General features: G+C 63.6%; 9 protein-coding genes and 1 riboswitch. Of the genes, 4 read left to right on the top strand and 5 right to left on the bottom strand.

Features of this window, described 5'->3' with window-relative positions:
- Positions 1–155 precede the first annotated feature (155 nt).
- Positions 156–265, top strand: a riboswitch (S-adenosyl-L-homocysteine riboswitch).
- A gap of 36 nt (positions 266–301) precedes the next feature.
- Positions 302–3,061: a methionine synthase gene (gene metH / locus AAIL66_RS07460; RefSeq protein ID WP_343496384.1), complete on the top strand. Its 2,760-nt coding sequence runs from the start codon at positions 302–304 to the stop codon at positions 3,059–3,061.
- Positions 3,062–3,136: 75 nt separating this feature from the next.
- On the opposite strand, the gene AAIL66_RS07455 is transcribed toward metH, so the two are convergent.
- The 3 genes from AAIL66_RS07455 to cls all read right to left on the bottom strand — a co-directional run bounded on the left by AAIL66_RS07455 (position 3,137) and on the right by cls (position 6,865).
- Complete coding sequence (locus tag AAIL66_RS07455; protein WP_003071890.1) at positions 3,137–3,829, bottom strand: GntR family transcriptional regulator; 693 nt, start codon at positions 3,827–3,829, stop codon at positions 3,137–3,139.
- Positions 3,830–3,837: 8 nt separating this feature from the next.
- Positions 3,838–5,178 (bottom strand): C4-dicarboxylate transporter DctA, encoded by a 1,341-nt coding sequence (locus AAIL66_RS07450; RefSeq protein WP_003069580.1) that lies wholly within the window; start codon positions 5,176–5,178, stop codon positions 3,838–3,840.
- A 244-nt stretch (positions 5,179–5,422) separates the two neighbouring features.
- Positions 5,423–6,865 carry a cardiolipin synthase gene (gene cls, locus AAIL66_RS07445; RefSeq protein WP_343496383.1) on the bottom strand — a complete coding sequence of 481 codons (1,443 nt, stop codon included), beginning with the start codon at positions 6,863–6,865 and terminating at the stop codon, positions 5,423–5,425.
- 209 nt (positions 6,866–7,074) lie between these two features.
- Between cls and AAIL66_RS07440 the strand changes: the two genes are divergently transcribed.
- Together AAIL66_RS07440 and AAIL66_RS07435 are read left to right on the top strand one after the other, a co-directional pair.
- Positions 7,075–8,307, top strand: a complete 1,233-nt coding sequence (locus AAIL66_RS07440; RefSeq protein WP_034351322.1) for an ammonium transporter — start codon at positions 7,075–7,077, stop codon at positions 8,305–8,307.
- Between the two features lie 26 nt (positions 8,308–8,333).
- On the top strand, positions 8,334–8,654 hold the full coding sequence (locus AAIL66_RS07435; protein WP_034382730.1) for a hypothetical protein: 321 nt from the start codon (positions 8,334–8,336) through the stop codon (positions 8,652–8,654).
- Positions 8,655–8,720: 66 nt separating this feature from the next.
- Here AAIL66_RS07435 and AAIL66_RS07430 read toward each other — a convergent pair whose 3' ends face one another.
- Entirely contained in the window at positions 8,721–10,097 is a 1,377-nt protein-coding gene (locus AAIL66_RS07430) for a glycerophosphodiester phosphodiesterase family protein (RefSeq protein ID WP_343496382.1), read from the bottom strand.
- Positions 10,098–10,217: 120 nt separating this feature from the next.
- A complete protein-coding gene (gene trpB / locus AAIL66_RS07425) occupies positions 10,218–11,420 on the bottom strand; it encodes a tryptophan synthase subunit beta (protein WP_343496381.1) in 1,203 nt (400 codons plus the stop codon).
- 187 nt (positions 11,421–11,607) lie between these two features.
- On the opposite strand from trpB, the gene AAIL66_RS07420 reads away from it, so the two are divergent.
- Positions 11,608–13,056, top strand: a complete 1,449-nt coding sequence (locus AAIL66_RS07420) for a DUF2868 domain-containing protein (protein ID WP_343496380.1) — start codon at positions 11,608–11,610, stop codon at positions 13,054–13,056.
- Positions 13,057–13,058: the final 2 nt, after the last annotated feature.

Below are 13,058 nucleotides of genomic sequence, written 5' to 3'. Positions count from 1 at the left end.
CGTGTTTTGCGAAATTACCTTTTGCCCTGCTCCTGTTTTTGGGGTGTGGAAAGTCGAATCTGCTATAGCCGTTCGCAAAGAGCTATCCTGCACAGCCGCGGGGCAAAGCGCCTTGAAGCCCCGATTGCCCGCCCTCGCCGTAGAATGACGGGCTTCACCCCGAGGAGCGCTGCAGCCGGTCATCCCAGAGATGTTTGACCCGTCAGGCTCGGGGTCGCAGATCCGGTCGACGATCTGCTGGCACTCACAACGGCGCTCACCTGTTTTCGATTCTGTTTCTGGTTTTCACACAGGTGAGCTGATGTCCGCTGCTACCCCTTCCACTGCCATTCCTCCCATGCGCCTGTCGGGCCTGGAGCCCGTCTTCATCGGCGATGAGACGCTGTTCGTCAACGTGGGCGAGCGCACCAACGTCACCGGCTCCAAGGCCTTTGCGCGCCTGATCCTCAACGAGCAGTACGAAGAGGCTCTGGCCGTGGCGCGCCAGCAGGTGGAAAACGGCGCCCAGGTGATCGATGTGAACATGGACGAGGCCATGCTGGACAGCAAGGCCGCCATGGTGCGCTTTCTGAACCTGATTGCCTCTGAGCCCGATATCGCCAAGGTGCCGGTGATGGTGGACAGCTCCAAGTGGGACGTGATCGAGGCCGGTCTGCGCTGCCTGCAGGGCAAGGGCATCGTCAACTCGATCTCCATGAAGGAGGGCGTCGAGGAGTTCAAGAAGCACGCCAAGCTGGTCAAGCGCTATGGCGCTGCCGCCGTGGTGATGGCGTTTGACGAAAAAGGCCAGGCCGACACCTTTGCGCGCAAGATCGAGATCTGCGAACGCGCCTACCGCATTCTGGTTGACGAAGTGGGCTTCCCGCCCGAGGACATCATCTTCGACCCCAACATCTTTGCCGTGGCCACCGGTATCGAAGAGCACAACAACTACGGCGTCGATTTCATCGAGGCCGTACGCTGGATCAAGCAGAACCTGCCCGGTGCCAAGGTCTCTGGCGGCGTCTCCAATGTCTCGTTCTCGTTCCGTGGCAACGACCCCGTGCGCGAGGCCATCCACACGGTGTTCCTCTATCACGCAATCGGGGCAGGCATGGACATGGGCATCGTCAATGCCGGCATGGTCGGTGTGTATGACGACCTGGAGCCCCAGCTGCGCGAACGCGTGGAGGATGTGGTGCTCAACCGCCGCCCCGATGCGGCCGAGCGCCTGCTGGAGATCGCCGACAGCGCCAAGGGCGCGGCCAAGGACGACAGCAAGAAGCTCGAGTGGCGCGGCACGCCCGAGGCACCGAAGACCGTGGGCGAGCGTCTGTCGCACGCCTTGGTGCACGGCATCACCGACTTCATCACCGAAGACACCGAAGAGGCCTACCAGCAGATCGTGGTGCAGGGCGGCGGCCGCCCGCTGCACGTGATCGAAGGCCCGCTCATGGACGGCATGAATATCGTCGGCGACCTGTTCGGCGCCGGCAAGATGTTCCTGCCCCAGGTGGTCAAGTCCGCGCGCGTGATGAAGCAGGCCGTGGCCCACCTGGTGCCCTATATCGAGGAAGAGAAGCGCCAGCAGGAAGCGGCGGGCCTGGACGTGACCAGCAAGGGCAAGATCGTCATCGCCACCGTCAAGGGCGATGTGCACGACATCGGTAAGAACATCGTCACCGTGGTCCTGCAGTGCAACAACTTCGAAGTCATCAACATGGGCGTGATGGTGCCCTGCCACGAGATCCTGGCGCGTGCCAAGGCCGAGGGGGCGGACATCATCGGTCTGTCGGGACTGATCACTCCCAGCCTCGAAGAGATGCAGTATGTGGCCGGCGAGATGGACAAGGACGACTACTTCCGCATCAAGAAGATTCCGCTGCTGATCGGCGGCGCGACCTGCTCGCGCGTGCATACGGCCGTGAAGATTGCCCCCAAGTACGACGGCCCTGTGGTCTATGTGCCCGATGCCTCGCGCTCGGTCAGCGTGGCGCAGAGCCTGCTGGGCGACGGCAAGCAGGCCTATCTGGACGAGCTGAGCGCCGACTACGACAAGGTGCGCACCCAGCATGCCAACAAGAAGAAGACGCCGCTGTGGACGCTGGAGCAGGCCAGAGCCAATGCCGCCGTGGTGGGCCATGTGCCTGTGGTGCCGCGCACCCTGGGCCGCCGCGTGTTCAAGAACTTCGACTTGGCCGAAATTGCCCAGTACATCGACTGGGGCCCGTTCTTCCAGACCTGGGATCTGGCGGGTCCCTACCCGGCCATCCTCGACGATGAGGTCGTAGGCGTGGAGGCGCGCAAGGTGCTGGCCGATGCCAAGCTCATGCTGCAGAAGATCATTGATGGCCGCTGGCTGCAGGCCAATGGCGTGATGGGCCTGTTTCCCGCCAACCGCGTGGGCGACGACATCGTGTTCTACACCGACGAGTCGCGCAGCCAGGTGCTGACCACCTGGTACGGCATGCGCCAGCAGACCGAAAAGCAGGCCGTGGAAGGCCCGGATGGCCGGCCCGTGATGCGCCCCAGCCGCTGCCTGGCCGATTTTGTGGCCGCCAAGGAGTCGGGCATTGCCGACTATGCCGGCCTGTTTGCCGTGACCGCCGGCATCGGCGCCGAGAAGAAGGACAAGGAATTCGAAGCCGCGCTGGACGACTACAGCGGCATCATGTTCAAGGCCCTGGCCGACCGCCTGGCCGAAGCCTTTGCCGAGTGCCTGCACCAGCGCGTGCGCAAGGATCTGTGGGGCTATGCCGAAGACGAGAACCTGAGCAACGAGGAGCTCATCAAGGAAGCCTACAAGGGCATTCGCCCCGCGCCCGGCTACCCTGCCTGCCCCGATCACACGGCCAAGATCGACCTGTTCAAGGCGCTGCAGGCCGATGAGATCGGCATGACGCTGACCGAGAGCCTGGCCATGAACCCGGCATCCAGCGTGAGCGGCTTCTACATCGGCAACCCCGAGGCCAGCTACTTCAACGTGGGCCAGATCGGCGAAGACCAGCTCGCCGACATGGCCCAGCGACGTGGCATGGATGTCGAGGAACTGCGCCGCTATCTGGCGCCGAATCTGGGCTGAACCAGCTTCGAGATCGTACTTCGCAAATGAAAAAAGCCAGGGTCACCCCTGGCTTTTTGGTTTGGAGAGCGTTGCTCAGAGGCGTTGCTTGAGCACGGGGGCGAGCGTGGCACGCAATCGGTCGCCGGGCTCCTCGGTCTCGGTCGCACGGATTTCCAGCGAGCGTTCCACCATGCCTATATGTTCCAGCAGCAGCGCCTTGGCACCCTCGGTGTCGCCGCGTTCCAGGGCGGCCACGATGCGTTCGTGCTCGGCGCAGGACTGGCTGGCGCTGTGCGTGGATTGGTAGAGCGTGGCAGCCAGGGTGGTGCGTGCCGTCAGATCGCGCAGCGTGTCGGCCAGCAGCCTGTGGCCCATCTGTTCGGCCAGGCAGACATGGAAATCCGCAAGCAGGAAGGCACGCGTGGCGCTGTCCGCCCCGGCGATGGCTTTCTGCTCCTGGGCGATATGGCGGCGCAGTCTGGTGATGACGCGCTGCAGCGGCTTGCCGGCTTCCTGCAATATGCCGGTCTCGATGATCCGCCGGGCAGAGAACGCGTCCATGGCCTCGGCAGCCGAGGGCTGGACCACGTACCAGCCCCTGCGGGCCTGGACCTGGACGAAGCCGCGAGCCTGCAGTTGCATCAGCGCTTCGCGCACCACGGTGCGGCTGACGTCGAAATTGTTGGCAAGCTCCTGCTCTCCCAGCCGCTCCCCGGGTGCCAGTTTCTGGGCCAGGATGGCTTCGACGACGCGTTCCGCGATGTGCTGTGGAGAGGCAGGAGTCATTGCTTGGTTCAGTGGCTGGAGTGAGGGATGGGGACTACGACAGGCGGCACGATAGCAGATGCATGGTCTTCTTCTTCGGTCAGTGGCTCGGCCTTGCCGTCAAGTACCGCATGGGCACGTTCGCGGTCGATGTCTCCCTCCCAGGCAGCAATCGCCACGGTGGCCACGCAGTTGCCGATCAGATTGCCCAGGGCGCGTGCAATGCCCATGAACCAGTCCACCGACAGCACCAGCACCAGGCCGATCGCAGGGATGGCGGGAATGGCATGCAGGGTGGCTGCCAGCACCACGATGGCCGAGCCTGGTACGCCGTGTGCGCCCTTGGAGGTCACCAGCGCGATGGCCAGAATGGTCAGCAGGTCGGACATGCTGATCGGGGTGTTGGTGGCCTGGGCGATGAAGACCGCAGCCAGTGTGATGTAGATGGAAAACGCGTCCAGGTTGAACGAGTAGCCGGTGGGAATCACCAGGCCCACGGTGGAGTCGCGCACACCCATATTGCGCAGCTTGGCCATGATCTGGGGCAGCACGCTGTCGGAGGAGGTGGTCGCGAAGACGATGGTCAGCTCCTCGCGCAGATAGCGCAGCAGCTTGATCAGGCTGAAGCCTGACAGGCGCATCACCAGACCCAGCACCACGAACACGAAGATCAGCACCGAGACGTAGAACAGCGCCACCAGCATGCCCAGCTGCTTGAGCGAGCCTATGCCGTACTGGCCCACGGTGAAGGCGATGGCGCCCAGCACGCCCAGAGGTGCCAGCTTGATGATGATGCCCATGACCTTGAACAGGGCCATGGACAAGGCGTCCACCAGCGCGGAGACGGGCTTGCCGCGCTCACCCAGCATGGTCAGCGCGCAGCCGAACAGCACGGCGAACAGCAGCACCTGCAGCACGTCGCCCTTGGCGAAGGCTTCCACCACGGTGGTGGGAATGAGCTTCATGAGAAAGTCCACCGTGCCGCCGCTGGTCAGCTTGTCGGCATTGCTGGCATAGGCCGCCATGGCCGAGGCGTCGAGCTTGCTGGTGTCCACGTTCATGCCCACGCCGGGCTCGAAGACAAAGGCAAGCACCAGGCCCATACCCAGGGCGATGGTGGTCAGAACCTCGAAATAGATCAGGGCCTTGACGCCCACGCGGCCTACGCGCTTGAGGTCGCCTGCACCGGCAATGCCGTGCACGACAACGCAGAACACCAGTATGGGGATGATCATCTTGATGAGCTTGATGAAGCCATCGCCCAGGGGTTTGAGTTTCACGGCCCATTCAGGGGCCAGTAGTCCGGCGAGCACACCCAGTATGAGTGCGATCACCACCTGTCCGAACAGTGATCTGACAAAGCGGCGCATAGTCGTCTTTCGCAAGTTGTGGAATCTTGTATGCAAGTTGTCTGCAACTTGCATACAAGAATGTAGGCAAGCGAAAGGCGTGCCAGCAGAGGGTATTCCTGCAGATTTGTGTAAATTAGGGGAGGATCAGCCCTGACTTTCACGTATGAAATAAAAGGGCGTTCCGCCTTGGTGCGAGTGGGTCACCAGTGTGCACGCGCGTGGTGCGCGGGCTTTGGGCATGCCCAAAGCCAGGGCATGGTGCTTACAGCAGCGGGCTCAGGGCGCCCAGCAGGTTGTCCCAGATGCGCTTCCACCAGGGAGCCGAATGCACCTGTGCCAGCGTCACCACATCGGAATCGCGGAGATAGCTTTGCTGGCGCTGACGGATGGCCTCGGTAATGGCTTCGTCGTGCAGCAATACATTGTTTTCGAAGTTCAGGTCAAAGCTGCGCAGATCCAGATTCGTGGAGCCGATCAGGCTGACCGATCCGTCCAGGCAGAGGGTCTTGGCATGCAGCAGGCCAGGGCGGAATTCGTGGATGTGGACGCCAGCGCTCAGCAGCCGCCAGTAATGGCTGCGGCTGACGGCACCGACTATCCATGAGTCATTGCGGGCGGGCAGGATCAGCGTGACCTGCACCTTGCGCAGCGCGGCGGCGCACAAGGCATCTAGCACCGTGCTGTCGGGCACGAAGTAGGGGGTGGAGATCACGACCTCGCGCTGCGCACAGGCCAGCAGGCTGGCAACCAGCTGGGGTGTAGAGCGTGCTCTTTCTGTCGGCCCTTCGGCAATCGCAACGGCATGGAAGCCGTCGTCAGCGGCAGCGCCGGCCTCGATTGTCGGTGGTGCAAGGCTCGCATCGGACTGCGCCCAGTCGCTGGCAAAAGCCTGCTGCATTTGCATGACCACCGGACCCTGCAGGCGCAGCATGATGTCCACCCAGGGGGCATAGCGAGCCTTGATGCGAAAGCCTTCGTCGGCGCAGTTCTGGCTGCCGCAATAGTTGATCCTGCCGTCTATGAGCGTGATCTTGCGGTGGTTGCGCAGGTCGATGCGGCTGGTCAGCATGACTTTGAGCAGATTGCTGATGGGCAGGGCAATCGCCAGGTGCACGCCGGTCTGCCGCATCTGCTGCCACAGTGGCGAGCGCGTCAGTGCGCGCGAGCCCAGACCGTCGACCATGGCCCGGCAGGTCACGCCGCGCTGCGCGGCACGCATCAGGGCATGGGCCACATCGGTGCCGGTGCTGTCGTCCAGCCAGATGTAGTACAGCACATTGATCTCGTGGCGCGCGGCATCCATGTCGGCCAGCATCTGCGCACGGGCATGCGCGCCATCGCGCATGAGCTCGGCCCTGTGGCCGGGCAGCGGTACAAAGCCGTTGATGGACGAGGCATAGCGGAAGGCCGGCAGCCATTGATCGGGAATGGCGGGCCGTGCCTGCGGCATGGGGCCGGGGGCGGTCGCAAGGGCGCTGCCCCGGGTCTGGCAGAACTCGCGCACATTGAGCCTTCTGCGGCCTGGTACACGGCCCAGGGCCACTTCCCCAAACAGGTAGTACAGCAGGCAGCTCACATAGGGCAGCAGCACGATGACCATGAGCCAGGCCAGCCGCACATCGGGCCGCATGTCTCTGCGCAGCAGAATGCGCAGGCCGAAGCCGGCAATCAGCAATACATGAAGAGTCAGCAGCAGCCAGGTCATGAATCAGTGCAGCAACGATGGACCTTGTCGAGCATAACGGGCTCAGGCCTGAGCACAAGCTGCCCGTCGTGGTTCTCATGAAACAGGCGCAAAGACCTTGATGGGTTAACGCATGCTGCTATCCATCATGAAGCATCGACAGATCGGCATGGCACTGGCATGGAACCTGCTTCCTTTTTTTCTCAAAGCAAACAAGCAGGGGGGAGTGCATGGAAATGGTGCCATTGACTGCCATCGACAAGGCAGATACCGGTTGGGTCATGGTCGCGTCGGCGCTGGTCTTGCTGATGACCTTGCCGGGCATTGCCCTGTTCTATGCGGGGCTGGTGCGGCGCAAGAATGTGGTCAACACCATGGTGGCCGTGTTTGCGGTGGCCTGCGTGGTGACCCTGACCTGGTTCGGCCTGGGCTACTCGCTCGCGTTCACCGCCGAGTCTGCCTGGCTTGGCAATCTGGGACGAGCCTGGTTTGCCTCGCTGCACTTCGATGGCCGGCGCAGCATGATCTCGGTCAGCCATCTAGCACCGCATCTGCCCGAGGCGGCCTATGCCCTGTTCCAGGCCGCATTCGCCATCATCACCACCTCGCTGATCGTGGGGGCCGTGGTAGAGCGCATGCGCTTTGCGGCCCTGCTGGTGTTTGCCGCGCTGTGGAGCGTGGTGGTCTATGCGCCGGTGGCCCACTGGGTGTGGGAGAGCGGGGGCTGGCTGAACCAGCTCGGCGCACTGGACTTTGCCGGCGGTGCCGTGGTGCATGTGAATGCGGGCGTGGCGGCACTGGTCTGTGCCTTCATGATGGGGCGCAGGCGCGGCTATGGAACCGAGCCATTCGAGCCGCACAGCCTGGGCTGGACGGCCATGGGCACGGCGCTGCTGCTGTTCGGCTGGTTCGGCTTCAACGCGGGATCGGCCCTGTCTGCCGACGGGCGTGCAGCGCTGGCCTTTGTGGTCACTCTCGTGGCGGCAGCGGCTGCCGGTCTGGCATGGATGGTGGTGGAGTGGCTGGTTCGCGGTGCTCCGACCTTGCTGGGCCTGCTCTCGGGCATGGTGGGCGGACTGGTGGCCATCACACCGGCTGCGGGCTTTGTGCAGGTGGGCAGTGCGGTGTGGATAGGCCTGATTGCGGGCGCCGTCTGCTTCTGGGGCGCAACCTGGCTCAAGCGCCGTCTCGGGGCCGATGACTCGCTCGATGTCTTCGGCGTGCATGGCGTGGGCGGCATTGCGGGCTCCATCCTCACGGCGGTGTTTGCCGACCCCCTGATTGCGGGCACAGGCGCCACGGTGATGAACCAGTTGATTGCCGTGGCCGCGGTGGCTGCCTACAGCGGCGCAGCCACGGCCGGGGTGCTGGTGCTGATCCGTCTGCTGATGCCTTTGCGTGTGGATGCCGTGCAGGAAATGGAGGGCCTGGATATCAGTCTGCATCTGGAGCGTCAGCACTAGTGATCCATCAAAGACAGGAGCGGTGTATGGAGGACAGCGAGCGAGTGGCGGTGGCCGCACATCTGCATGTGGTGCTGCGGCGCAGGACGGGCCGGGTGACCGATACCGAATGGATGGCCTGTAACCAGGCCTATGCACAGGCCATGGTGGCTTTTGCGCTGGAGCATGCACGAGAGCAACAGGACGAGGAGCTGGCGCGCCTGGCCCGGCGTCTGCAGGACAGCTGGAGCGGCGACAAGCCCCGGCATGCAGCGCCTGCCGAGACTGCGCAGAGCGACAGCTCCGTCACCGCCAAGGCCGCCGAGATACTGCGCACCTCGGCACGCTATATCGGCGGGCTGCGCTGAGGCACAAGCAGGTTCTGAGGCCGGGACGGCCCCGGCGCTCAGGCCGATGCCGGCTACGAGCCTGGCCTATGGCTTTTTCAGCTCGGCGATATAGGCTTCGCGAGCCTTGACGCCAGCAGCAGTGAAATCGGTGAATACGCCATCAATGCCCAGGCGGTAGTAAGCGAGGTATTCCTGAGCAGGGTCACCCTTGAAGATGCCAGCCAGGCGGCTGGCCTCACTGCGGAAGGTAAAGCTGTGCACCACCAGCCCTGCCTTGTGCGCGTTGGCGATCAGGCCGGTGTCCTTGAGCGTGTTGACGTCCTTGAGGCCTGCGCCGTCCTTGTAGGGAACGACGGAATGGGCCAGCACCTGGGGTTTCCAGGGGCCGATGCCGTCGGCATAGGTCTTGATCTCGGCCAGGCCTGCCGGCGTCTGCATGACCGCGAAGCTGCGCGCATCGCCGGCCAGAGTCCAGCTATAGGGGCGGCCGCTGATGAAGGTCCATTCGTCGGCGGTGATATAGCCTACGGAGCCGTCCCTGAAGTTGTAGTCGTTGCCATCGATCAGCTGCACCCCTTTGGCCCGCATGCCCGCCTTGCGCAGATACTTCAGGCTGTCAGGGTCGAAGCTCTGGATGTAGATGGGCGCATCCTTGGTGTTGAGCCGGTTTTTTTCCAGCAGCGCCATCACGGCATCTTCGAACGGATGCTCGCCCGTGCCGCAGCGGTTGGCGATGGCCTGCTGGTTGTTCCAGTAAGGGTTCTTGGTCTCGGCGTAGACGGCAATCGTGCGGCCTGCCGCCTTGCCCTTGGCCACGGCGATATCGATCACATCCTGTGCGCTGATCAGTGGCAGCTTGCCGTTCCATTCCGTGGGGCGATCGGCACGGTTGTCCAGCGTGGTGCCGCCCAGCAGGGTGCGCAACTCATGCAGGCTGAAGTCCGAGATCGACCAGTCGCCGGTGTGGTCCTCGCCATCGACGACCAGGGCCTGAAGCACGGATTTCTGGTTGTTGGGATCGATACGGTCGCTCAGATAGCGGGCCGGCCCGTTGTCGGGTGTCGCGGGGTATTTCACATCGACCCATACCCCGGGCGTGGTGCGCTTGCGCGCGGCCACATAGGAATTGCTCTTGGCAACGTCGGCGATGTTGGTGCTGTCGCTCAGCCAGGCGTTGTGGCGTGCCACCAGTTGGCAGTCGCGCGTCATGTGCATGTCGAGCTCGATCATGTCGGCGCCCGCATCAATGGCTTTTTCATAGGCCATCTGGGTCTGCTCGGGGTACAGACCCGAGTAGCCGCGGTGGGCGATGACCTGGGGCTGCTTGCCGTCCAGCGTCAGAAACTGCGGCGCAGGCGCTGGTGTCGGGCCATCTCCGCCGCCACAGGCGCTCAGGGCAAAGGCTGCAAGCAAGGTCAGAGCAAAGACGGGGTGGCGGGTATGGGACATGGGTTCAGGCATGGATGGAGATCGCCTCATGCTTGCGCTTGTTGATGACGGTTGTGTGACCGTGCCCTCGGAGCATGTCACGCTCCGAAGCACAAGGCTGCAGGGGCGGCAGCCTTGTGCGGGGTGCGGCAGTTACAGTCCCAGCTTCCTGGCTACGTAATCGGCATCCTTGTCGCCGCGACCCGAGAGGTTGACCAGAATATGCTGGTCCTTGCCGAGCCCCGGCGCTTCGCGCATGGCCCAGGCCACGGCGTGCGCACTTTCCAGCGCCGGGATGATGCCCTCGACACGCGACAGCGTCATGAAGGCATTCAGGCATTCCTTGTCGTCCACGGACTGGTAGTCCACGCGGCCTATATCCTTGAGATAGCTGTGCTGCGGGCCCACGCCGGGGTAGTCCAGGCCCGAGGCAATGCTGTGCACGGCGGCCGGCGTGCCGTCGGCGTTCTCCAGCACATAGCACTTCATGCCGTGAATCTCGCCGGGCTTGCCAACCGACAGCGTGGCGGCATGGCGGCCGGGCTTGTCCACGCCCTCACCGGCAGGTTCCACGCCCACCAGATGCACGGACTCGTCACCCAGGAAGGCCGTGAAGATGCCCATGGCATTGCTGCCCCCGCCCACGCAGGCGGCCACATGGTCGGGCAGCTTGCCGTGCCGGGTCTGGAACTGTTCGCGTGCCTCACGCCCGACGATGGACTGGAAGTCCCGCACCATCATGGGAAAGGGGTGGGGGCCGACCACCGAGCCAATCGCGTAAATGGTGTTGACGGGGTCCTGCAGATAGACCTCGAAGGCGCTGTCCACGGCCTCCTTCAGCGTGGCCGCGCCACGCGTGACGGGCACCAGATTGCAGCCCAGGATGCGCATCTTTGTGACGTTGGGGTGCTCCTTCTCGATATCCACCTGGCCCATGTGAATCTCGCAGGGAATGCCCACCAGCGCACAGGCCGTGGCCAGGGCCACGCCATGCTGGCCGGCACCGGTCTCTGCAATGACTTTTTTCTTGCCCATGAACTTGGCCAGCAGTGCCTCGCCCAGGCAGTGGTTGATCTTGTGAGCTCCCGTGTGATTCAGATCCTCACGCTTGAGATGGATCTGTGCGCCGCCCAACTGATTGGACAGGCGCCTGGCGTGAAAGATGGGGCTGGGCCGGCCCACATAGTCGGCAAACAGTGCGGCCAGCTCGTCCTGGAAGTCCTTGCGTTTGACGATCTCCTCGTAGGCTGCGGCAATCTCGTCCATGCATCGCTTGAGCTCTGGCGGCACGAGCTGGCCGCCGTAGGGGCCGAAGAAGCCTTGCGCATCGGGCATGGCCTGGGGGTTCTGGGTCATGGCTTGTCTCCTTGGTGTGTGGTGCAGCAAAGCTGCATTCATAGCACACGGCGGGCTCAAGTCGCTTGCAGGCAAGTCCGGATGGAATCAGCACAGAAATGAACGCAGCCCTCAAGATGAAAGCGCTGACAGCTATTGTTTTGATATTGGCAGGCAACCTGCCCCTGCTCTGAAACACAATAGCGACATGAAAGCCAGCTCAGCCCGCGATATTGTCTTTGCCCATGCCCTGGAAACCGCAGCTCCGCACGAGGCGCTGCCCACGATCGAGCGTTGCACGGCCATCACGCAGGAGTGCCTGCACGCCCAGGGCAAGGCCAAGGGCGGCGGCCGTGCAGCGTTCGAGAGTTTTCTGCATGAGCGGGCACAACGCGTGATTGCTGCAGCGCAGCTGCCTGCCGACATACGCGCCGTGGCCCGGCAGCACGCCGGTATTTCACGCTGGTTGGTGCTGGCCGTGATGACAGCGGCATTTGCGCTGGGCTTTGCGGGTCATGCGATCACGGACCCGCATCGTGTGGATCTGCTCTCCGCCTCCCTGATCGGCATCGTGCTGTGGAACTTGCTGGTCTATGTGCTGTTGCTGCTGTCCTGGCTGCGCAGTCTTGTTCGGCGCAGGCAAACAGTGATTGCACCGCTGGAGCCTGAGCCAGGTCAGGGCGCTGCGGCACAGCGGCCCGTGGCTGCGCCCGGTGGCTGGCTGCAAAAGCTGCAGACGAAAAGGTGGAGTGTTTCGCGCGGCACGGGGCTGCGCAAGATGGCGCTGAACTTCGAGCGCAACTGGTGGCAGGTCAACCAGAGACCGCGCCGTGCGCAATGGCTTGTGTGTCTGCATCTGGGTGCGGCAATGCTGGCACTGGGTGCGCTGGCATCGCTATGGCTCACCGGCCTTACCAAGGCTTATCAAGTGGGGTGGGAGAGCACTTTCCTCTCGCCGTCTGCCGTGCAGACCTGTCTGAACATGCTGTTTGCGCCGGTGCAGCATCTGCTGGGCCAGGCGCCGTGGAGTCTGGCGCAGATCCAAGCACTGCAGGGCTGGTCGGCCGGTGATGCCGCAGAGGCGGGGCCGCGCTGGGTGCAGCTCTACAGCTGGTTGCTGGGATTGATGGTGGTGGCGCCGCGTCTGCTGCTGGCGCTGTGGCAAGGTGCCAGGGTTTGGTGGTTGAGCCAGCATCTGGCATTGCCGCTGCAGCAGCCCTATTTCCAGAAGCTGCAGCGTGACTGGGCGGGGCGTGCAACGACGCTGCTGGTGCAGCCCTACAGCCTGGACATCACGCCCGAGCGCGAAGCCGCCCTGCGCAGCCATGTGGCGCAGAGCTACGGCGCTGGTGCGCAGCTTGCGTTGCTGCCGGTGCTGGCCTATGGATCGCCCTTGCCGGACGTTTCGGCTGTTGACGCACAGCAGGTGCTGCTGCTCAATCTGGCGGCTACGCCCGAGACGGAAATTCATGGCGTGCTGCTGGCGCAGGTATTGAACCGCTGGGGTGCGCATACCGATGTGTGGCTATGGGCGGCGGACTTTCGTGCGCGCAACAGCGGTGCCCCGGCGCGAGTGCAGGAGCGCGAGCAGCTGTGGCGGGAATTTGTGCGCGGCGCGGGTCTGAACGCGACCCTGGTGCCCGGCGCAGGAGTGTGATG

The sequence above is a fragment of the Comamonas sp. F1-6 genome (assembly GCF_039581415.1).
Lineage (GTDB): Bacteria > Pseudomonadota > Gammaproteobacteria > Burkholderiales > Burkholderiaceae_C > Comamonas > Comamonas thiooxydans.
This window is presented reverse-complemented; position numbering and strand designations above follow the sequence as displayed.